19 protein-coding genes and 1 riboswitch are annotated in these 21,740 nt (G+C 48.0%); of the genes, 3 read left to right on the forward strand and 16 right to left on the reverse strand.

The window, feature by feature from the left end; translation table 11 throughout:
* Positions 1 to 83 precede the first annotated feature (83 nt).
* A riboswitch (Lysine riboswitch) is annotated at positions 84 to 263 on the reverse strand.
* Between the two features lie 61 nt (positions 264 to 324).
* The 8 genes from uvrC to NYE28_RS14910 form a co-directional block, all read right to left on the reverse strand.
* Positions 325 to 2,097, reverse strand: a complete 1,773-nt coding sequence (uvrC, locus tag NYE28_RS14875; protein WP_025285072.1) for an excinuclease ABC subunit UvrC — start codon at positions 2,095 to 2,097, stop codon at positions 325 to 327.
* Between the two features lie 142 nt (positions 2,098 to 2,239).
* Positions 2,240 to 2,554: a thioredoxin gene (gene trxA / locus NYE28_RS14880; RefSeq protein WP_003152560.1), complete on the reverse strand. Its 315-nt coding sequence runs from the start codon at positions 2,552 to 2,554 to the stop codon at positions 2,240 to 2,242.
* Between the two features lie 152 nt (positions 2,555 to 2,706).
* Positions 2,707 to 4,197 carry an alpha-N-arabinofuranosidase gene (locus NYE28_RS14885; RefSeq protein ID WP_124692788.1) on the reverse strand — a complete coding sequence of 497 codons (1,491 nt, stop codon included), beginning with the start codon at positions 4,195 to 4,197 and terminating at the stop codon, positions 2,707 to 2,709.
* Between the two features lie 208 nt (positions 4,198 to 4,405).
* Positions 4,406 to 5,383, reverse strand: coding sequence for an electron transfer flavoprotein subunit alpha/FixB family protein (locus NYE28_RS14890; protein ID WP_012118130.1), 978 nt, complete (start codon positions 5,381 to 5,383; stop codon positions 4,406 to 4,408).
* A gap of 31 nt (positions 5,384 to 5,414) precedes the next feature.
* Positions 5,415 to 6,188, reverse strand: coding sequence for an electron transfer flavoprotein subunit beta/FixA family protein (locus NYE28_RS14895; RefSeq protein ID WP_007408121.1), 774 nt, complete (start codon positions 6,186 to 6,188; stop codon positions 5,415 to 5,417).
* Between the two features lie 13 nt (positions 6,189 to 6,201).
* Positions 6,202 to 6,981, reverse strand: a complete 780-nt coding sequence (locus NYE28_RS14900; RefSeq protein ID WP_032866568.1) for an enoyl-CoA hydratase — start codon at positions 6,979 to 6,981, stop codon at positions 6,202 to 6,204.
* A gap of 13 nt (positions 6,982 to 6,994) precedes the next feature.
* Positions 6,995 to 7,579 carry a TetR/AcrR family transcriptional regulator gene (locus NYE28_RS14905; RefSeq protein WP_007408119.1) on the reverse strand — a complete coding sequence of 195 codons (585 nt, stop codon included), beginning with the start codon at positions 7,577 to 7,579 and terminating at the stop codon, positions 6,995 to 6,997.
* Between the two features lie 88 nt (positions 7,580 to 7,667).
* A complete protein-coding gene (locus NYE28_RS14910) occupies positions 7,668 to 9,356 on the reverse strand; it encodes an AMP-binding protein (RefSeq protein WP_160223207.1) in 1,689 nt (562 codons plus the stop codon).
* Between the two features lie 105 nt (positions 9,357 to 9,461).
* Here NYE28_RS14910 and NYE28_RS14915 point away from each other — a divergent pair, with 105 nt between their 5' ends.
* Positions 9,462 to 10,136, forward strand: coding sequence for a DUF2711 family protein (locus NYE28_RS14915; protein WP_160223208.1), 675 nt, complete (start codon positions 9,462 to 9,464; stop codon positions 10,134 to 10,136).
* Between the two features lie 138 nt (positions 10,137 to 10,274).
* On the opposite strand, the gene NYE28_RS14920 is transcribed toward NYE28_RS14915, so the two are convergent.
* The 5 genes from NYE28_RS14920 to zapA form a co-directional block, all read right to left on the reverse strand.
* Positions 10,275 to 10,679: a DUF350 domain-containing protein gene (locus tag NYE28_RS14920; RefSeq protein WP_003152541.1), complete on the reverse strand. Its 405-nt coding sequence runs from the start codon at positions 10,677 to 10,679 to the stop codon at positions 10,275 to 10,277.
* A gap of 16 nt (positions 10,680 to 10,695) precedes the next feature.
* A complete protein-coding gene (locus tag NYE28_RS14925) occupies positions 10,696 to 13,053 on the reverse strand; it encodes an endonuclease MutS2 (protein WP_025285077.1) in 2,358 nt (785 codons plus the stop codon).
* 20 nt (positions 13,054 to 13,073) lie between these two features.
* Positions 13,074 to 14,786, reverse strand: coding sequence for a DNA polymerase/3'-5' exonuclease PolX (gene polX / locus NYE28_RS14930; RefSeq protein WP_007408115.1), 1,713 nt, complete (start codon positions 14,784 to 14,786; stop codon positions 13,074 to 13,076).
* 105 nt (positions 14,787 to 14,891) lie between these two features.
* Positions 14,892 to 15,425 carry a CvpA family protein gene (locus NYE28_RS14935; RefSeq protein ID WP_003152534.1) on the reverse strand — a complete coding sequence of 178 codons (534 nt, stop codon included), beginning with the start codon at positions 15,423 to 15,425 and terminating at the stop codon, positions 14,892 to 14,894.
* 7 nt (positions 15,426 to 15,432) lie between these two features.
* A complete protein-coding gene (gene zapA, locus NYE28_RS14940) occupies positions 15,433 to 15,690 on the reverse strand; it encodes a cell division protein ZapA (protein ID WP_039063375.1) in 258 nt (85 codons plus the stop codon).
* 133 nt (positions 15,691 to 15,823) lie between these two features.
* On the opposite strand from zapA, the gene rnhC reads away from it, so the two are divergent.
* Entirely contained in the window at positions 15,824 to 16,765 is a 942-nt protein-coding gene (rnhC, locus tag NYE28_RS14945; RefSeq protein ID WP_007408113.1) for a ribonuclease HIII, read from the forward strand.
* A 36-nt stretch (positions 16,766 to 16,801) separates the two neighbouring features.
* On the opposite strand, the gene pheT is transcribed toward rnhC, so the two are convergent.
* The 3 genes from pheT to NYE28_RS14960 form a co-directional block, all read right to left on the reverse strand.
* The gene (gene pheT, locus NYE28_RS14950) at positions 16,802 to 19,216 is read right to left on the reverse strand and encodes a phenylalanine--tRNA ligase subunit beta (protein WP_124692786.1); all 2,415 of its coding nucleotides are present in this window, start codon (positions 19,214 to 19,216) and stop codon (positions 16,802 to 16,804) included.
* A 13-nt stretch (positions 19,217 to 19,229) separates the two neighbouring features.
* Positions 19,230 to 20,264 carry a phenylalanine--tRNA ligase subunit alpha gene (gene pheS, locus NYE28_RS14955; RefSeq protein WP_342490150.1) on the reverse strand — a complete coding sequence of 345 codons (1,035 nt, stop codon included), beginning with the start codon at positions 20,262 to 20,264 and terminating at the stop codon, positions 19,230 to 19,232.
* Between the two features lie 361 nt (positions 20,265 to 20,625).
* The gene (locus NYE28_RS14960) at positions 20,626 to 21,372 is read right to left on the reverse strand and encodes an RNA methyltransferase (RefSeq protein ID WP_342490151.1); all 747 of its coding nucleotides are present in this window, start codon (positions 21,370 to 21,372) and stop codon (positions 20,626 to 20,628) included.
* 119 nt (positions 21,373 to 21,491) lie between these two features.
* Between NYE28_RS14960 and sspI the strand changes: the two genes are divergently transcribed.
* On the forward strand, positions 21,492 to 21,707 hold the full coding sequence (gene sspI / locus NYE28_RS14965; RefSeq protein ID WP_003152527.1) for a small acid-soluble spore protein SspI: 216 nt from the start codon (positions 21,492 to 21,494) through the stop codon (positions 21,705 to 21,707).
* Positions 21,708 to 21,740 lie beyond the last annotated feature (33 nt).

Genomic DNA, 21,740 nt, shown 5'->3' on the forward strand with positions numbered 1-21,740 from the left:
AAAGAGCGTTTTGTCCACAATAAAAAAAGCAATGAGAGGAATAGCTCTCATTGCTTTTTCATATCATTACGATTGATTATGAACAACGAGATAGCCCTCCAAGAAAATGAATTCTTGACAGCCTTACATTTATTTAATGCAAGGCCAGCGAATCACACCGATGGGATGTGATACACTTCGGCGACGCTCCCCTTTCAGCCTTTTTCGCAGAATCCATCATTCTCCAAAGGCTTACTATTGAAGTTCGCACCTCTATCTTCACCATATAACACGATCTTATGAAATTAGTTCACATTCTAGCAGATTTTTCAGAAAAGCACAATACTATTTTTTTAATTTTTCAAACAGCAGCTGGGCCGCCGCGGCCGGCACACCCGCTTTTTTGATATCGTCAAGGCTTGCTTCCTTCATCTTTTTGACAGATCCGAAATGTTTTAAGAGCATTTTTTTGCGTTTTTCGCCGATTCCGGGGATATCGTCCAGAACGGATTGAAAGACGCTTTTTCCCCGGATCTGTCTGTGAAAGCTGATCGCAAAACGGTGAACTTCGTCCTGAATGCGCTGAAGCAGGTAAAACTCTTGGCTGTTCCGCTCCAGAAACACCGGTTCAAGCGGGTCGCCGATCAAAAGGTTGGATGTTCGGTGTTTATCATCTTTCGCCAATCCCGCTACCGGGACATCAAGGCCGAGCTCATTCTCAAGCACGTCGCGCGCCGCGTTAATCTGCCCTTTTCCGCCGTCAATGATGATTAAATCCGGCAGCGGAAGATTTTCGCGGAGCACCCTCGTGTACCTTCTTCTGACGACTTCCCTCATTGAGCCGTAATCATCCGGCCCTGTTACGGTTTTAATTTTATATTTGCGGTATTCCTTTTTATTCGGTTTTCCGTCAATAAAGACAATCATGGCCGATACGGGGTTTGTGCCTTGAATATTGGAGTTGTCAAACGCTTCAATCCGATGCGGCGTATAAATATTCAGCGCTTCGCCGAGCCGTTCGGCTGCACCGATTGACCGTTCCTCATCCCGCTCGATTAACGAGAATTTTTCCCGCAGAGCGATTTTCGCATTTTTGTGCGCAAGCAAAAGCAGCTCTTTTTTCGGGCCTTTTTTCGGCTGATGCACGGCGGTTTCCAACAGCTCGGTGATCATGTCCCTGTCAACGCTGTCAGGCACCAGAATTTCCTTAGGCAGAAAGTGATTGTTTTTAGAGTAGAACTGGCCGATGAAGGTCAGAAATTCTTCATCCGCTTCCTGATACATCGGAAACATGCTGACGTCGCGTTCGATCAGTTTTCCTTGGCGTATGAAAAAGACTTGGACGCACATCCAGCCTTTATCGTAGGCATATGCAAACACATCGCGGTCCAGAAGGTCATTCATGGTCATTTTTTGCTTCTCCATCGTCGATTCGATGTGAGCAAGCTGATCGCGGAATTCTTTAGCCCGTTCAAATTCAAGCTTTTCCGCCGCTTCTGCCATTTTCGCTTCGAGCTCTTTTTTGATTTCGTTATGCCCTCCCTTTAAAAAACGGGTAATGTCTTCAACAATCTCGCGGTTTGTCTCCTCAGATATATCCTTTACACATGGAGCAAGGCATTGTCCGAGATGATAATAGAGACAGACGCGGTCCGGAAGCTTTGAGCATTTCCTGAGCGGGTAAAGGCGGTCCAGCAGTTTTTTCGTTTCCCGCGCCGCCTGCACATTCGGATACGGGCCGAAATAGCGTCCTTTGTCTTTTTTGACATTCCGGGTGACAATCAGCCGCGGATGGCGTTCATGGGTGATTTTAATAAAGGGATAGGTTTTATCATCTTTCAGCATGACATTGTATTTCGGATCGTATTTTTTAATCAGATTCATTTCCAAAATAAGCGCTTCAAGATTGGAGGAAGTCACGATATATTCAAAGTCCTCAATCTCCGTCACAAGCCGTTGGGTTTTTGCGTCGTGAGAACCGGTGAAATAAGACCGCACCCTGTTTTTCAAGACTTTCGCTTTCCCCACGTAGATGACTGTTTTTTGGCGGTCTTTCATTAAATAACAGCCCGGCTGATCGGGAAGGAGGGCCAGTTTTTCTTTCAGTTGTTTATTCATACGTTACCCTTCCTTACATTCATTTCTCGTGTCCATTCAGTGTATCACGAACATTTGTTTTTCTCCATTCTCAGCTTTTGGAAGATCAAAAAAGGCGATTCCCTTTCAAAGGAATCGCCCTGCCGTAACGGAAGCTTTCGGCTTACAGATGTTTGTTTACAAGCTCTTCAAGAGCTTCTTTCGGTTTGAAACCGACAGATGTTTCAACGACTTCTCCGTCTTTTAGCACGAGAAGTGTCGGGATGCTCATGACGCCGTATTTACCGGCAGTTTCTTGGTTTTCATCCACGTCGATTTTGACGATTTTCAGTTTGTCTCCCATTTCTTGATCAAGCTCTTCAAGAACGGGCGCGATCATTTTACAAGGTCCGCACCAAGGAGCCCAGAAATCAGCCAATACGACACCTTCACTTGTTTCAGCTGAGAACGATTGATCAGTTGCTTTTACGATAGCCATTTGTTATTCCTCCAATTGTCAAATGATGATTTTTAGTATAGCATCTCCCATTCGTTCATGCTAATTTAATGCTTATATTATTTTCTCCCGAACCCGCCGGAAATAATCTTATTTATACAGTGTATTATAACCGGGCGGCAGGCGTTCAAAACTTAAGATGGATTCGCAGGCAGCGTGATTAGTACAACCGCCATCGGAGGAAGCTCCGCCTCAAGTTTTCCGCCCTTTTGAGCAAACCCGGAAAACGGCTTCGGTTTGACGTTTTCCGGACTGCTGAATGTATTGTGGGCATTCATTTTTTCCGCGTGAAGAATCGTTCCCGAAGGCTTCCCTGTCTTTTTCATGCCCCGCAGTTCAATCTTCACATCAGCTTTGTGCAGATGATCGATATTGCAAAGGCTGATATGTATGTCTCCGTTTTGCTGTTTGGACGCTGAAATGCTGACTTGCGGGAGCCGGCCGTCATTCCATTCGTACCTGGCTGCTTTTGTTTCTGTCGCCAAAAGAGAAGCGTCCTGATGCACCTTAAACATATCAAACACATGATACGTCGGCGTCAGCAGCATATCTTTCCCTTCTGTCAGGATCATTGCCTGAAGCACGTTGACGGTTTGCGCGATATTGGCCATCTGTACGCGGTCTGCATGCTGATGAAAAATGTGAAAATGCGTCGCGGCCACAAGGGCGTCGCGGATCGTATTCTGCTGATACAGAAAGCCCGGATTCGTGCCTGGCTCAGGATCAAGCCACGTGCCCCATTCATCAATGATCAGCCCGACTCTTTTTTCGGGATCGTACTGATCCATGATGGCGCTGTGCCTTGTGATCAATACATCCATATGAGCCGCTTTTTTCATCGTGATGAACCATTCATCTTCCGTAAACTCCGTCGCTGATCCTTTCCCCTTCCAGAAATCGCCCGGTATTGTGTAATAATGCAGGCTCAGCCCGTCCATGAGATCAGCGGCTTTTTTCATTAAGATCTCGGTCCAGCGGTAATCGTCGACATTCGCGCCGCCGGCAATTTTATAGATTTCATTACCGCTGTAATTGCGGACATAGGTTTGAAAGTTTCTGTAAAGATCAGCATAATACTCAGGATGCATGTTTCCGCCGCAGCCCCAGTTCTCATTTCCTATTCCGAAATATGTCAGCTTCCACGGTTTTTCCCGCCCGTTTTCTTTTCTCCAGTCGGACATCGGCGTGCCCGCTTCAAACGTCATGTATTCAATCCAATCAGCCATTTCTTTAACCGTTCCGCTGCCGACGTTTCCGGCGATGTACGGTTCGCAGCCAAGCAGTTCACAAAGCATCATAAACTCGTGCGTGCCGAATTCATTGGAATCAATCGTCCCGCCCCAATGGGTATTCAGCATGGTTTTGCGTTTCCCTACGCCGTTTGCCCAATGGTATTCATCTGCAAAACAGCCGCCCGGCCATCTGAGGACGGGAATCTGAAGCTGTTTGAGGGCGTCGGCGACATCCGTCCTGATCCCGCCGGTATTCGGAATATCGGAATCTTTTCCGACCCAGATGCCCTCATATATGCCTCTTCCCAGATGTTCCGCGAAATGTCCGTATATGTTTTTATTAATGGTTCCCCGTGTGATATCAGTTTGAATGACTGCCGTATTGTGAGACAAACTTGATCATTCCTTCCCCTTAATAAGAATGAAAGCACTAGAGACGATCTATCTGGGATGAATGCTGTATGGATAAGTTTGTAAGCGCTTTACAAAAGCTTATTACATTGGTTCGTACATGTCAATCTATTGTTTTATTAATCTTTAATTTGTCCGAACTAATTAACAAAAACCAAAACCCTCTGACAAATCAGCCAGAGGGTTTTGATTATGAATGAATATTGGCATTTTTAAATTCTTGGGTCAGAAGCGGAACCACTTCGAACAAATCGCCGACAATTCCGTAGTCCGCTATTTTAAATATTTCCGCTTCCGGGTCTTTGTTAATGGCAACAATGACCTTACTGTTTGACATGCCCGCCAAGTGCTGAATCGCTCCGGAAATGCCGCAGGCGATATACAAATCCGGCGTGACGACTTTTCCCGTCTGGCCGATTTGAAGAGAATAATCGCAATAGTCCGCGTCACACGCGCCGCGTGAAGCGCCCACCGCTGCTCCGAGCACCTCGGCAAGTTCTTTTAACGGTTCAAATCCATCTTTGCTTTTTACACCGCGGCCGCCTGCTACGATAATTTTCGCTTCTGATAAATCCACGCCGTCCGCCGTTTTTTTGACTACTTCTTCAATGACCGTCCGCAAATCTGCCGGCGGCGCCGCAAGCTCTTCAATATCACCCGTCCGGTTCGCGTCTTTTTCTAATGCCTGAATATTATTCGGACGAATTGTCGCCAAAATGAACGGATCGGTTGAAATCACCTGTTCAAAGGCTTTGCCGGAATAAATCGGTCTTGTAAAAACGATGTTGTCTCCGGTAACGCTTACATCCGTGCTGTCTGAAATCAGCCCCGTTTCAAACCGTGCCGCAAGCTTAGGTGATAAATCTTTTCCCATAGAAGTGTGGCCGAAAATGACCGCATCAGGCTTTTCATTTTCGATCAGATCCCCGAGAACCGCGGCATATCCGTCCGCCGTATACTGAGAAAGCCCCGGCGAATCGGCCGTAAATACTTTGTCGGCACCGTACTGAATGAGTTCTGGTGCTGCATCAGCTGCGCCTTTTCCCATCAGCACGCCGATGACATTTCCTCCGCCGGAAATGGTTTTGCCTGCGGCTATGGCTTCAAAGGTGACGTTCCGTAAGGCGCCGTCACGAATTTCTCCGAGTACGATCACTTTTTTTCCCATTCTGACATCCCCCAGTTTCTTTAATATCGGTTTATACGACTTTGGCTTCTTTTCTCAGCAGTGACACAAGCTCTTTCGCCTGCTCAGCGGCTTCTCCTTCGATCAGTCTGCCCGCTTCTTTTTGCGGCGGCAGAAAACGTTCGATCGTTTTGAGCTTCGGTGCGGCATCATCTTCATCAATGTCGAGGTCATCGAGCTCAAGTTCTTCCAGCGGTTTTTTCTTCGCCTTCATAATGCCCGGAAGCGACGGATAGCGCGGCTCGTTTAAGCCTTGCTGTGCCGTGATGACTAAAGGAAGTGAGGTTTTAATGATTTCGGTATCCCCTTCATTGTCTTTCTCTGCCACAGCTTCATCACCGCTGATTGTCAGTTTTGTGATCGTTGTGACGCAAGGAATGTTCAGCAGTTCGGCAAGCCTTGGAGCCACTTGGCCTGAACCGCCGTCAATCGCGACATTTCCGCCGAGAATCAGATCATATTCCCGGTCCTTGAAATAATGATATAAGATAGTTGAAATGGAGTATTGGTCAGGATCGCTCAGATCATCTTCAATATTAATTAACACCGCCTGGTCACAGCCCATCGCTAGGGCGGTTCTCAGTTCTTTCTCCGCATCTTCTCCGCCGACGGTTACGGCGGTAACGGTTCCGCCGTGCTCTTCCTTCAGCTGAATGGCTTCTTCAATGGCGTATTCATCATACGGATTAATGATAAATTCGGCCCCGTCCTCCTGAATCTTTCCTGCTTCAATGACGATTTTCTCTTCTGTGTCAAACGTCCGTTTCATCAGTACAAATAGATTCATAATCTTATCCCCTTTATCTTCGCCCACCGAATTGAGGCTTTCTTTTTTCGAGAAATGCCTGAATGCCTTCTTTTGCGTCATCTGATGCAAATGCTTCCCCAAAGCGCTTTGCTTCAAGCTTTAAGCCGCCGTCATAAGAATAGATCTTGTTTGAATAAAGGAGCTCAAGCAGATAAGCCATCGACTGCGGGCTTTTTTCCGCAAACTTGCCCGCGAGTGTTTTCGCCTTTTTCAGCAGCTCTTCCTCATGTTCGGCGCCTATCGTGACAAGACCGAGGCTGAGCGCTTCTTCTCCGGACACAGGTTCTGAAGTGCCGATCATTTCAAGCGCTTTCGCCGTACCGACGTACCGGGGAAGCCGCTGCGTCCCGGCAAAGCCCGGAATAATGCCGAGATTCAGCTCGGGCAGGCCGAGCTTTGCATCTAATGTAGCGATTCTGATATGGCAGGCCATGGCTAGCTCAAGACCGCCTCCGAGCGCAGCGCCGTGAATCGCTGCGATAACGGGCTTCGGAAACCCTTCAATTCTTTCCATCAGCTGCTGGCCTTTATCCGCCATGGCAGAAGATTGCTCAAGATTTTCAAGCGACGTAAATTCCTTTATATCGGCGCCCGCCGAGAAAAATTTCCCCTCACCGCGAATGATGATGCTTCTGACACTGTCATCTGTTTCACATCGGTCGAACAGACCGGACAACTCATCTAAAACCGCACCGGACAGCGCGTTGGCCGGCTGATGATTAATGGTGATCACCGCAACAGATTGTTCTACCGCCATCGAAAGGCTGTTCATCCGTCAACCCCCTTTAGTTTTGATGAATTCCTGACACCAACAGCTCCAATACCTTGTCTGACAAATCCGGAAGATCATATTTTTGATCGTTCATCACCCATGTTGTCACTGTTTCATCTATCGTCCCGAATATCATCTGCCGGGCGAGGCGGACGTCGAGATTGTCTTTCCATTCCCCCGACTTGATTCCTTCGGTCAAAATGGTGTCCAGCATGTTTAAATAACCTTTTAAAATATCATTGATTTTCAGGCGCAGCTTGATATTTGACTGTCTGAGCTCAAGCTGGGTCACAATCGCGAGGTGGCGGTCATTGCCGAGCAGTGTGAAATGCTGCTTAATAACGAGGGCGAGTTTTTCTTTTGCCGTCGTTTTTTCTTTCACTTCTTCTTCCATGCGTTCAATGAACTGGCCCATCTTTTCTTTAAAAAGAGAAATGAGTATATCCTCTTTGTTTTTGAAATATAAATAGATGGTGCCGTCCGCAACGCCGGCCTGCTTGGCGATTTTGGACACCTGTGATTGGTGATAGCCGTTTTCCGCTATGACTTCTACTGCTGCATCAATAATCTGCATATACTTTGGCCGTTTTTGGTTCAATGTCATCGTTCCTTCCTTCGATAAATGAATGACTATTCATTCATAACTTCATGATAAAAAGGAATCCGGATTTTGTCAAGTTTTTCTTTTAAGGCACCTTGTTTTCACGGGAAGCATCTTCCTCTTCGACTAAACGCCTTCTTAATATTTTTCCGACGGCCGTTTTCGGAAGCTCTTTTCTGAATTCGTAAAGCTTCGGGACTTTGTACGGCGCAAGCCGCTCTCTTGCAAACGCATCAAGCTCATCGGCATCTGCCTCGGCGCCTTTTTTCAAAACGATAAATGCTTTCACCGTTTCCCCTCTGTAGGAATCAGGGACGCCCGCTACGACGATTTCCTGAACGGCTTCATGCTCATAAAGCGCCTCCTCCACCTCCCGGGGGTAAATGTTGTATCCGCCGGCAATGATGATGTCTTTTTTCCTGTCGGCGATGTAGAAAAATCCTTCCTCATCCATATATCCCATATCTCCGGTAAACAGCCAGCCGTCTCTGATGACACGCGCCGTCTCCTCCTGCTTATCCCAGTATCCTTTCATGATCTGAGGGCCTTTTACGATCAGCTCGCCGTGCTCATACGGCCCCGCAAGCCCGCCTTTTTCTTCTGAATAGATTCCGGCATCGGTATTGGGCCAGGGACAGCCGATGCTGCCGGGTTTATTTTTTCCCCAGATGAAGTTTGAATGGGTAACCGGTGATGCTTCGGATAATCCGTAGCCTTCCACAAGCTTTCCTCCGGTCACTTTTTCAAATTTCTGTTTGACCTCAACCGGCAGCGCCGCTGAACCGCTCGGACAGTTTTCAATGGAGGACAGATCATATTTATTCAGCTCCGGGTGATGCAACAGCCCGATGTAAATCGTCGGCGCCCCGGGAAAAACTGTCGGCTTCAGCCTGTCGATTGTTTTCAGGGTATCCAAAGGATTGAATTTGGGAAGAAGGATCATTTCACATCCCTGCATAATGGAAAAATTGAGCACGGCGGTCAATCCGTACACATGAAAAAAAGGCACGATGCCGAGCACCTTTTCGGCTCCCTTTTTCATTTTGTACATCCAGGCGGCGCACATTTCTGTATTGGCCTGAATGTTCCGGTGTGTGAGCATGACGCCTTTCGGATAGCCGGTTGTTCCGCCCGTGTATTGAAGCACGGCGATGTCATGCGCAGGGTCAATATCAAATGGCTCTGCCTCCTCCGCTCTTTCGTTTTTTAAAATATCCGCTAATTTGTGAATTTGTTCGCATCCGTCATAATCAATATGAACCTGTTGTTTTTGCGTGAGTGTATACAGCATATTTTTCGGAAACGGCAAAAAATCTTTTATACTCGTTGTAATAATGCGTTCGACGAGTGATAACGTTTTCATTTTTATCACCTTCGGAAACAGCATATCAAGGGTGATGATCACGCGCGGCGCACTGTCTTTCAGCTGATACTCAAGCTCGTGTTCCGTGTAGAGAGGATTGGTCTGAACGACAATGCCGCCGGCAAACAATACACCGTAAAAAGCGATGACCGACTGCGGACAATTGGGCAGCATAATGGCGGCTCTGTCACCTTTTTTCAGGCCTGTTTTGCGTAAAAAAGCGGCTAGCTTTAACGAATCTGTGAGAACGTCCTGGAATGTGAGTTTTTTTCCGAGAAAATAAATGGCGGTATGGTTCGGGAATTGAGCTGCGGAGTTTGTCAGATTGGATGGCAGGGTTTGATCGGTAAATTCAAGCTCATGCGGAATCTCTTCGGGATATTGAGAAAGCCATGGCTTTTCAGACTGCATAATACCTCTCCCTTCTGTTTTCCTATACGCTATTATTATAGCAGAAGGGTGATTGGAATTGGAAAGCGTTTCATGTGAAATTTCGAGTTTCAGGAGGTGTTGAGCTTGCTGGAAACGCTGCATTTTGAAGAGGGAGTTCCTATCCTGGGCCAGCTGCCGAAGCCGTTTACGTCGGCCGCCTTTTTGCTCCATCCCTTTGTCCGGATGCCTGATGGGTGGGAAGAGCAAAAGCGCAAACGGCCTTATGAACATATGTATCCGAGTGATGAGGAGATCATCGCGATGGGCAGACCCGTTTCCTGGCAAACCGTCATGACCGTTTGCGGATTGCGCTCTGAAAAAGAGACGGCGCTTGCGCTTATGACTGCTGTCACGGCACTGCGGGAGGAATATGCACATCCTGAATCCGCCAGGCTGTTTAATCGGCTTCATCCCGATCTGTACTTGCCGAGCGACGATGTCACTTCACCATTTTTAATTCCGGGACTTTTGGATGTGTTCCGTTCAAAAGGCATAAAGCACTGCACTTATTATGAGCCGGTCGAAGAGAAAGGCATATTTTCACTCAATCAAACGGCGGCTTCGGATGTATGCGGACTGCTGCGGGCTGACATGATCATTGCCGATGAAAAACGGCGCGCCGCTTTTATGAGCATATATGATTCTTTTACGACACTCTTTCTTATGGAAGATCAAGACATGCCGTCTGTCATCCGCGCCATGAGTTGGGAAGCCGTCATTTGCTCTGATACGGCCTGCATAAACTGGTATTCTCAATAAAAAAGGCCGCCGATTTTAGTTCGGCAGCCTTTTTTCAGTATTAAGATGTCATGACCAGATAAATAAGTCCGATGAACAGAAAAATTCCCGCTGCCGACAGCAGCACTTTCGCAAGCTTCTCCATTTTTCCCCGTCCCCTTAAATCCCGGCGGCCACCACAAATGACAGGCCGACTGAGATGACAAATGAAATAAAGCCGACAGCTCTGTTATCTTTTTCAATTTCTTTATCAATTTTAAACCGGGGCGTCAGAAATTCAAAGATAAAATAGCTGATTAAAAGCATAATAAATCCGTATACGCCCCAGCCGATCATTTGCAAAAGCGAATTATGCTGGGCGATGCTGTGCTGAAAGACATTTGCGATACCGAGAATTTTCCCTCCGGTCGCCATTGCCACCGCAAGATTGCCTTTTTGGATTTCCACCCAGTTTTTATAGGATGTCACCAATTCAAACACGGTCAGAAAAATGACGAGACACAAGACGGCTACACTGTAATAAGCCGCGATTTCAACAAGCTCATTTTCCCAAAAAGCATTCATGACGTTTACTCCCTTTTTATTTTAGTTCGACAATCGTTACGCCTGATCCTCCTTCTCCCGCTTCCCCGAACCGCGAGCTTTTCACGCTGCGGTGGTTTTTCAGAAGATCCTGCACCCCTTTTCGGAGGGCGCCCGTGCCTTTTCCGTGAATGATGGACACTCTCGGATGGCCGGCAAGCACCGCGTCATCTAAATATTTTTCGACGCGGCTGAGGGCGTTTTCGTAACGCTCTCCCCTGAGGTCAAGTTCAAGGGATACGTGATAATCCTTCCCTTTTACGGCGGTGATTGCTTTTTCTTTTTTCGGTTCAGGAGCCGATTTGAGAAACTCAAGATCTTTTTCCTTCACCTTCATTTTGAGGATGCCGATTTGGACGTTCCATTCTTTCTCGCCGGTTTTCTCAAGCAGCGCCCCTTTTTGTCCGAATGTGAGCACCTTTACTTCGTCGCCCGGCTTCAGCTCGCGTTTTTTCTCTGTTTTTCTTTCCGGCTGCTTTGATTTTTCAAAAGCCGGCATCGCGTCTCCGAGACGTTTTTTGGCGTCAATCAGCTCGTGTTCCTTAAAGGATCTGTGTTCTTGCTTGATGGACCTGAGCTCGCGGATAATCTGTTCTGCTTCATTTGCGGCGGCTTCCAGTTTTTCCGCAGCTTTCTGCTCGGCTTCTTCCATCATTTTATCTTTTTGGGCGTTCAGTTCAATGATTTGCTGCTGAAGATCTTTGTGCAGTTTTTCTGCTTCTTTTCTGATTGATTCGGTTTCAGAAAGCTCTTCATCCGCTCTTTTTTTGCTTTTTTCAAGCGATGCGATCATCAGATCGACTTCGTTATGTTCGGCGGTCATTTCTGACTTCGCCTGGCCGATGATATGCTCCGGAAGCCCAAGGCGTCTTGAGATTTCAAATGCGTTGCTTCGGCCCGGCACTCCGATCAGAAGCTTATAGGTAGGCGAAAGCGTTTCAATGTCAAATTCAACGCTGGCATTCATGACGCCTTGTCTGTTATATCCGTATGCTTTCAGTTCCGGATAATGGGTTGTCGCAAGCACTCTGGCGTTTGTCCGGTGAACTTCGTCAAGGATGCTCATGGCAAGCGCCGCTCCTTCCTGCGGATCTGTTCCGGCACCGAGTTCATCAAACAGCACAAGACTGTTTTCAGACACGTCTTTTAAAATATTGACGATATTGACCATGTGGGATGAGAACGTACTCAGACTTTGTTCGATCGACTGTTCATCGCCGATATCGGCAAACACATTGTCAAATACTGCTGCTTCCGATCCCTCATCAGCCGGTATGTGCAATCCTGCCTGCGCCATTATCGTCAGCAGCCCGAGTGTTTTTAACGTAACGGTTTTACCGCCCGTATTCGGTCCCGTGATAACGATCGTTGAATAATCTCCGCCCAGTTCAATATCGTTGGCCACGACTTGATCTTGGGGCAGCAGCGGATGGCGCGCTTTTTTCAGCCGGATAAAGCCGTCTCCGTTCATGAGTGGTTTTGTCGCCTTCATTGCTTTTGCGTATCGCGCTTTGGCGAAAATGAAATCCAGTGTCTGCAGCACTTCCACATTTTGAGCGATTTCTTGTGTGTGTTCAGCCGTATGCTCCGTCAGCATCCGGAGAATCCGTTCGATTTCCTGTTTTTCTTTTACTTTCGCCTGCTGAAGCGAGTTGTTCATATCTACGATCGCCTGCGGTTCAATAAACAGTGTCGCACCGGATGAAGATGTATCGTGGACAATTCCGCCGTAGCTTGATCTGTATTCCTGTTTGACCGGGATGACAAAGCGGTCATTCCGAATCGTAACGATGGTGTCAGACAGCATTTTAGAGGCGGAAGATGAACGCAGCATCGATTCAAGCCGGTCTCTGACTCTTGATTCAAGCGTCCTGAGCTGCGTGCGGATTCCCCTTAAAGCGGGGGATGCATGATCAAGCACTTCGCCGTGATCATCAATGCAGGAGTTAATCTCCCTTTCCAAATCGCCCAATGTAATCAGCTCTTCTGCATGGGCCTGTATCAGCGGAATGCCGACGCCGTCTTCTGTCATTTGGCTGATAAAATGCTTCATTTGTTTAACGGCATACAGCAGCCCGGACAATTCGGTAAATTCCGCCGGCGTCAGCACACTGCCGATTTCCGCCCGCCGTAAAGCGGATCTTATGTCGGTCAGGCCGCCGAACGGAGCATGGCCTCTCAAGCGCATGACCGCGGATGCTTCTTCGACTTCATCCAGCTGTTTTTGGATGTCTGAGAGATCCGTCAAAGGTTTCAGCTGCAGAAGCTTCTCCCGGCCGAGCGATGAGGCGGCATGTGCGGTAATCTGTTCTTTTACTTTATGAAATTCAAGTGATGATAACACTTTTTGCTGCACGGTTTTGTGATCCTCCTTACTTAATCATTGCGCGTCAGAAATGCTTTGACCTCGTGTAGCGGCCGGGCGTTTAACACATGTTTTGTTTCCGTCCAGCCTTTGCGCGCAGCGGTCACGCCCGTTTTCATATCATCGAGCATCTCGATATTATGGGCATCGGTATTAATGACCAGAGTCACACCTTTTTCATTTGCTTTGATCAGGTGCTCAGTCCGTAAATCGAGGCGCGCGGGGTTTGCATTCAGTTCAAGCGCCGTATTTGTTTTGGCGGCGAGTTCAATCAGCATGTCGATGTCGACTTCATAGCCGGCCCGTCTGCCGATCAGGCGTCCCGTTGGGTGGGCGATAATGTCCACGTGCTTATTCGTCAGCGCCTGTTCAAGCCGTTTCATAATGACATGTTCCGGCTGGCTGAAGCTTGAATGAATAGATGCGATGACAAGATCCATTTCAGACAGAACACTGTCATCATAATCGAGCGAACCGTCGGGGAGAATATCCATTTCTACGCCTTTAAAAATATGAAAATTTTCAAATTCAGCATTTAACGCGTCAATTTCTTCCGCCTGTTTTTTGAGCCGTTCGGCCGTTAACCCGTTGGCTACCTTTAAATATTGAGAATGGTCGGTGATCGCCATGTACTGATAGCCTTTTGCCATACACGCTTCTGCCATTTCTCTGATGGAAAAAGCGCCGTCACTCCAGGCTGAGTGCATGTGGAGATCGCCTTTTATCGCTTTATGCTCCACAAGATCCGTTTCTTCCCGGTACGTGTCGACCTCCTGCCCGCTTTCTCTGAGCTCAGGAGGAATAAACGGCAGACCGAAGTGGGCGTAAAACGCTTCTTCGCTCGGGAATGTTTTGACGTCTCCCGTTTCTATGGTTTCTACTCCGTATTCACTGATCCGTTCGCCGCGCTCTTTCGCCAGCTGGCGCATTTTAATGTTGTGATCTTTAGAACCGGTAAAATGATGAAGTGTGGTGGCAAACTGTTCCTCTGTCACAAGCCGGAAATCCACACTCGTCTCATATTCAAAGGTCAGGATGACTGATACTTTTGTATCCCCGCTCGCTATCACGTCTTTTACGTTCGGGAGAGAAAGAAGCTGTTCTCTGACAGCCTCCGGATGATCTGTAGCGATAATGTAATCCAGATCTTTTACAGTCTCCCGCGCTCTTCTGAGACTGCCGGCCCGGGAATATTTCTGAATATCCGTCAGCCGGGCCAAATGTTCTTCAATTACTGAAGCAATGCTGAGCGCATAGCCGATCGGAAACCGTTCCGGCTGTTTTCCGGCTTCTCCGAGGGCCTGGAGGATTTTCTCCTCCGTTTTTTTGCCGAAACCGGCGAGCCCCTGTACTTTTTGCTGCTCGCATGCTTCTTTCAACGATTCCGCGTCATGAACGCCCAGTTCCTGATACAGCTTGGCGATTTTTTTGCCGCCGAGGCCCGGAAGCTTCAAAAGAGGAACCAAGCCTTCCGGAACTTCTTTCTGCAATTGGAGAAGCGTGCCGGACACACCTTCCTGCATATATTCACGAATGACGCCGTAGGTGCCTTTTCCGATTCCGGATAAAGACATCATGTCGTCGATTTCCGACAGGCTGCGGTCATCCTGCTCAAGCGCCGCTGCCGCTTTTCGGAAGGCTGATATTTTAAACGGGTTGTCCCCTTTCAGTTCCATATAGACCGCAATCGTTTCAAGCAGCCTGATGATATCTTTTTTATGCATACTGTTAACCCCCAGTCGTTTCCTGCTTTTCATCATACAAATTTTTCTCCTCCGGCACAACTGACGCAGAGCTTGAAAAAAACTTCTCCGGTCAAGAGAAGTTTTTTATGCCCCGTACTGGGCCCACAGTTCTTGCAGGAGCCCTGACAGATACGGCGTATGATGTGTGATGATATTTGCAAGCGTCGATTGTGCGAGCATATCCTGAAGCGCGCTTACCGGCAGTACGGATGCGACGTATAACAGGATAAACGCAAATAAATAGACTTCCAGAAACCCAAGCACCCCGCCCAGCAGTTTGTTGATCTGTTTAATGACCGGAATGCCGGCGATGATATTAAGCGCCGCTCCGATAATCCGGAGCAGAATCTTTGCGATGATAAACAAAATGACAAACGCGATCGCGTTGTAATAAGCCGTCTCTACGTTTCCTTTAATAAAAGACAGAGCCGCCTGCCCGCCGGAAAAATCAGGCGCGGGTATAAAGCTCAGATGCGGGGCCAGATTTTTGTAAAAAAGCGCCGCAAACGCAATCGAGAGGATGAAACTCGTTAAATATATAAATTGGAGGATAAATCCTCTTTTTAATCCAAGCAATGTGCCCATTAAGAGCAGAACTAAGATGATGATATCTATCATATGGTGTTCATTCCTTTTCTTTAAGCTGCCGCTCCAGTATTTCATATTTTTCTTGCAGTTTCATATAATCATGCACGACATTGACCGCAGTCAATACAGCGAGCTTATTTATATCAAGATATGGATTTTTCTCGTTGATTTCTCTCATTTTATCATCAACCACTCCGGCCACTTGGCGCATGTGCGCTTTGCTTTCTTCCCCGATAATGGTGAAGTGCTGGCCGTAAATGTTTACTGTCGTTTTGGTTTTTTTGCCGTCAGACAACGTTTCTCCTCCATTCCGCGAGAATCCTAGTTCCTATCATACCACGATTATCGTTTGAATGGAAAGACGAGCCTCAGGCTGTTATGATACACTGGTATATACAGTGAAAAGTGCCAAAAAAGGAGATTATATCGTGTCCCATTCTGTTATAAAAGTATCCGCTTCCGCTATGGAACAAATGAAACAATCCTATGCCGGCTCCCTTACTCCCGCCGTTCCGCAGGGCGCCGTCTTCCAGGCCAAGCCTCCGGGCTGTACCATTACAGCCTACCGCTCGGGCAAGGTTCTCTTTCAAGGAAAAAACGCCGGCACAGAAGCGGCCCGCTGGGGAACGGCTGAGGCGCCGAAAGCAAAGAAAACCGTCAAAAAAGCGGCCGACCCGCTTTACGCTCCCCCGGCGGGCATTGCCTCCATGTCAGTGATCGGCTCTGATGAAGTCGGAACAGGCGATTACTTCGGGCCGATAACGGTTGCCTGCGCCTACGCCGACAAATCAAAGCTTTCTTTAATGAAAGAACTCGGTGTGAAGGATTCGAAGGATTTAAAAGATCCGCAGATTATTGAAATTGCCAAACTGTTAATTAAAACCATTCCTTACAGCCTGCTTGTGTTAAAAAACGAAAAATACAATCAGATGCAGGAAAAAGGCATGAGCCAAGGAAAAATGAAGGCGCTCCTTCATAATCAGGCGATTTCCAATCTGCTGAGAAAAATGAACGGCGTTAAACCGGAAGCGATTCTGATTGACCAATTCGCAGAGCCCGGCATTTATTTTAAGCATCTTTCCGGACGGGATATCGTAAAAGAAAAAACGTTTTTCAGCACGAAAGCGGAAAGCATACATCTTTCCGTCGCCGCAGCCTCTATCATTGCGCGATATTCTTTCTTAATTGAAATGGATAAGCTTTCCCGAGAGGCTGGGATGACGATTCCGAAAGGCGCGGGGCCCCACGTCGATGAAGCTGCCGCCAAGCTGATCATCAATAAGGGAGAAGGTGCGCTCAGAACGTTCACCAAACTTCATTTTGCCAATACGCAAAAAGCGAAACGCCTTGTTGAACGGAAGCGGTCATAATAAAAAAGCTTGCAGAGTGATCTGCAAGCTTTTTCTTTATCCTCTTAATACGGCCTGATACGTTTCTTCCAGCGCTTTCAGCACGTTTTCATGTACTTTTGTCACTTCTTCTTCTGTCAATGTTTGTTCAGGGTTAACATATTGGAGCGAGAAGGCGACGGATTTTTTGCCCTCTTCCATATGCTCACCTTCGTACACATCAAATACGGTGACTTCTTTCAGCAGCGCGCCGCCGGCTTCTTTGATCACGGCTTCGAGCTGTCCGCTTGTAACGGTTTTATCTGCCACAAGCGCAATATCGCGCGTGACGGACGGGTACTTCGGAATCGGCGTATACACGACAGGTTCTGTTTCCTCGGTCAGAAGCGCGTGCAGATCAAGCTCGAACACATACGTTTCTTTGATATCCAGCTCTTTTTCCATTGCCGGATGCACCTGGCCGATAAATCCGGCAAGCGAACCGTTCAATAGAATGTTTGCCGTCCGGCCGGGATGCATGTTTTTGCGTTCTGACTGGACAAATTCAACCCGGTCTGACACATTCAATTGATGCAGCAGGCCTTCAACGATTCCTTTGGCGACGAAGAAATCAACCGGCTTTTTCTCACCCTGCCATAAATTTTTGCGCCACAATCCGGTTACAGCTCCGGCAACCCGTTCTTTTTCAACCGGTTTTGTGTTTTCTTCTTTCGTCAGAAATACAGAACCCGTTTCATATAAAGCAACGGAATCAGTCTGTCTGGCCAGATTGTATGAAACGGCTTCAAGAAGATTCGGCACGAGGCTGTGTCTGAGAATGCTTCTTTCTTCGCTCATCGGCAGAGCAAGCATCGTGTTGAATGATTTTTCGATTGCAAAAGCGGCCGCTTTTTTATCATTCGTTAATGAATAAGTGGTCGCTTGTGAAAGACCCGCTCCTTCAAGAAAACGTCTCACTTTCCGGCGTTTTGCCTGATACGGTGTCAAGCCGCCTGTCGTGCCGGCCGTTTCCGGAAGCGTGGACGGAATATTGTCATACCCGTACAATCTCGCCGCTTCTTCAATCAGGTCTTCTTCTATTCTAATATCTCCCCGGCGCGACGGCACCGTTACGACGAGAACGTCTTCAGCTTCACCGACTGCAAACCCGAGGCGCTTGTAAATGCTGATGATTTCTTCTTTAGCGATTGTCATGCCGAGCACGGCGTTCACTTTTTCAACAGACACGTGAATATTGTTTGCTTCGATTTTCAGATGGTTTTCTTCAACCGTGCCTGAGAGCACTTCTCCGCCGGCATATGCCTGAATGAGACTGCAGGCCCGTTCAGCCGCCAGCAAAACGCGTGCCGGATCAATGCCTTTTTCATATCTGGCGCTCGCTTCGCTTCTCAATCCGAGGTCTCTCGACGCTTTGCGGACGGTCTGTCCGTCGAAATAAGCGGCCTCCAGTAAAATCGCAGTGGTGTCTTCACGGACTTCAGACTCAGCTCCGCCCATGACTCCCGCAACGGCTTGCGCTTTTTTTCCGTTTGTGATGACCAAATGGCTGCTTGACAGCTTGCGCTCTTGTTCATCCAGCGTTACGATGGTTTCGTTTTCCGCCGCTTTTCTGACGACGACCTCTTTTGAACCGAACCGGTCGTAATCGAAAGCGTGAAGCGGCTGTCCGTACTCAAGGAGGACGAAGTTTGTAATGTCCACGACGTTATTATGCGGGCGGATGCCTGCATTCATCAGCTTCGTCTGCATCCATAGCGGAGACGGGCCGATTTTGACGTTTTTAATGATTTTTGCGGCATAATGCGGATTGGCCTGCGTATCTTCAACCTTAACGGAAACAGCATCCGCCGCTTTTTCTGCCGCTTTTTCATATGAAGCCTCCGGAAGCTTTACCTCTGCGCCGAGGATAGCCGCAACTTCATAAGCCACGCCAAGCATGTTCATCGCGTCGGCGCGGTTCGGCGTTAAGCCCAATTCTAAAATCGCATCATCAAGCTGAAGGGCCGCCATTGCGTCAGCTCCCGTTTCAGCATCATTCGGAAAAACGAAAATGCCTTCCGCATATTCTTTCGCCACGAGCTTGCTTTCAATGCCGAGCTCCTGAAGGGAACAGATCATGCCGTGAGACGCTTCGCCGCGCAGCTTGGCTTTTTTAATTTTGAAATTGCCGGGAAGCACGGCTCCGACTGTTGCAACGGCAACCTTCTGTCCTTTATCAACATTCGGGGCGCCGCAGATAATCTGCACGGGTTCCTCCGCACCGATATCAACAAGGCATTTGTTGAGTTTGTCGGCATTCGGGTGCTGTTCGCGCTCAAGGACGTATCCGATGACAACGCCTTTTACGCCCTCCCCTTTATACTCGATACCCTCAACTTCAATACCGGCTCTCGTAATTTTTTCTGCAAGCACGGCCGGGTCGATTCCCTGCAAGTCAACGTAATCTTCTAACCATTTATAAGAAACAAACATGTGTATCCTCCTCTTACGCCTGTTTAAACTGCGAAATGAATCTGACATCATTGGTATAGAAATGGCGGATATCTTCAATGCCGTATTTCAGCATCGCGATACGTTCCACACCCATTCCGAAAGCAAAACCCTGGTATTCCACAGGATTGAATCCGGCCATCTTCAGCACGTTCGGGTGAACCATGCCGGCGCCGAGAATTTCGATCCAGCCTGTTTTTTTGCAGACGGAGCAGCCTTGTCCGCCGCACTTAAAGCAGGTCACATCCACCTCGACAGAAGGCTCTGTGAATGGGAAAAAGCTCGGACGGAGCCTGATTTCACGATCTTGACCGAACATTTTTTTGGCGACCAATTCAAGCGTGCCTTTCAGGTCGCTCATGCTGATTTTGCGGTCGACGACGAGACCCTCGATCTGCATGAATTGATGGGAATGTGTCGCGTCATCGTTGTCGCGGCGATACACTTTACCGGGACAAATGATTTTGACGGGGCCTTTTCCTTTATGCTTTTCCATCGTGCGCGTCTGCACCGGTGACGTCTGCGTTCTCATCAGCATTTCTTCTGTAATGTAAAAGCTGTCCTGCATGTCGCGGGCCGGATGTTCCTTCGGCAGGTTCAGCGCCTCAAAGTTGTAATAATCCGTTTCCACTTCAGGGCCTTCTTCGACGGTATATCCCATGCCGATAAATAAATCTTCAATTTCTTCAATAACGACCGTCAGCGGATGGCGTCCGCCGATGTTTACCTGACTGCCCGGCAACGTGACGTCAATCGTCTGGCTGCTGAGTTTTTTATTCATTTCTTCTTGTTCAAGCTGTTCATTTTTCGCCGTAATGGCTGCTGCAATGCGCTCTCTCACTTCATTGGCGAGCGCTCCCATTTTCGGGCGCTCTTCGGCGGACAGTTTGCCCATGCCGCGGAGAACTTCTGTAATCGGCCCTTTTTTTCCGAGATATTGCACCCGAATGTCGTTAACTTCTTTTAATGAACCCGCCGCTTCTACTTTTTCTGCAGCTTCCAGTTCGAGCTGTTTAAGCTTCTCTTCCATCATGCATCCTCCTTTTATGTAAACCAAACCGTTCTATGCCTTTTTCAGAAAACAAAAAAACCCGCCCCTTGAGAGAAGGGACGAGTTGTGGCCGCGGTACCACCCTTTTTAAGGCAGACTTCATCTGCCGACAGCTTCATTGACATAACGGAAACGATCGTTCCGGTTCACCTTTACGCGCGTTTGGCGCGGTCCCGGTGACAACTCGAGAGGTGAAAATCAATTTTTGTGCTGCGATAAAAATGCTCTCAGTCAGCGGCATTTTCTCCCTGGAAGGCAGTGTGTGCAAAAATTGACGTCCTCTGTCACGGTTTTTACATTATTGCTATCTATTATAGTGAAATCCAAGGCTTTTCGCAACCTATCCTCTGAGATGATAAACGAGGATGGCGGCCGCTACCGCCACATTCAGCGATTCTGCCTGCCCGTACAGCGGAACGTACAGGTTGAGATCCGTTTTTTGCAGAAGGCCGGAGTCCACTCCCGCCCCCTCGTTCCCGACGATTAACGCGAACGATTCTTCAGGCTTCACGCTTTGATAAGCCGCACCGTTTTCAAGCGCCGTGCCGTAGATCGCGACGCCTTGTGATTTCAGCTCAGCGGTAAACTCATCAAGCGGACGTTTCAAAATGGGAATATGAAAATGAGAACCTTGTGCTGAACGCAGCGTTTTTCCATTGTACGGGTCTGCTGTTCCCTCACCAAGGACAACGGCGTCGATCCCCGCTGCATCTGCCGTTCTGATCATTGTTCCTAAATTCCCCGGGTCCTGCACGGCATCAATCAGAAGCAGCCGCTTCAGCTGATCAGGCTGCTTATCCGGCAAATGGCAGACCGCGGCGATCCGCTGCGGCGTTTCTGTTTCCGTCACGGCTGAAAACGCGTCTTCGCTCAGCACGTAGCACGGAATGCTCATGTCCAGATCGGCCGGGATGGCGCTCTCATCGTTTACGAGAATTTCTTTTACCGTTCCCTTTGATTTGAGCGCTTCTTCTGCCAGATGCTCTCCTTCTATCAGAAATGTATTCGTTTTAAGTCTCTCTTTTTTTGTGTGAAGTTTTTTCCAGTCCTTCACTTTTTGGTTTTTTGCAGAGTCGATTCGTTTCACTTTATGTCTGTGCTCTCCTTTTTTCATGCATGTTGTTATTATATCTTAAGAACAGCACATAATAAACCGCGTGCGCGGTAAGAATATGCGTATCACATTCAGAAAAAGGAGCGGTTGTAATGGATCTTAATTTACGCAACGCCGTTATTGCCAATGTAACCGGCAATAACCAGGATCAGCTGGAGCATACTATCGTTGACGCCATCCAAAGCGGTGAAGAAAAAATGCTTCCGGGTCTCGGCGTCTTATTCGAAGTTCTTTGGCAGCATGCGTCGGACTCAGAAAAAAATGAAATGCTCAAAACACTTGAAGGCGGATTAAAACCTGCGCAATAAGCATGAACCGGGTGATGGGACACCCGGTTTTTT

The sequence above is a fragment of the Bacillus sp. FSL R5-0443 genome, assembly GCF_038608285.1.
In the GTDB taxonomy this organism is placed as follows: Bacteria; Bacillota; Bacilli; order Bacillales; family Bacillaceae; genus Bacillus; species Bacillus velezensis.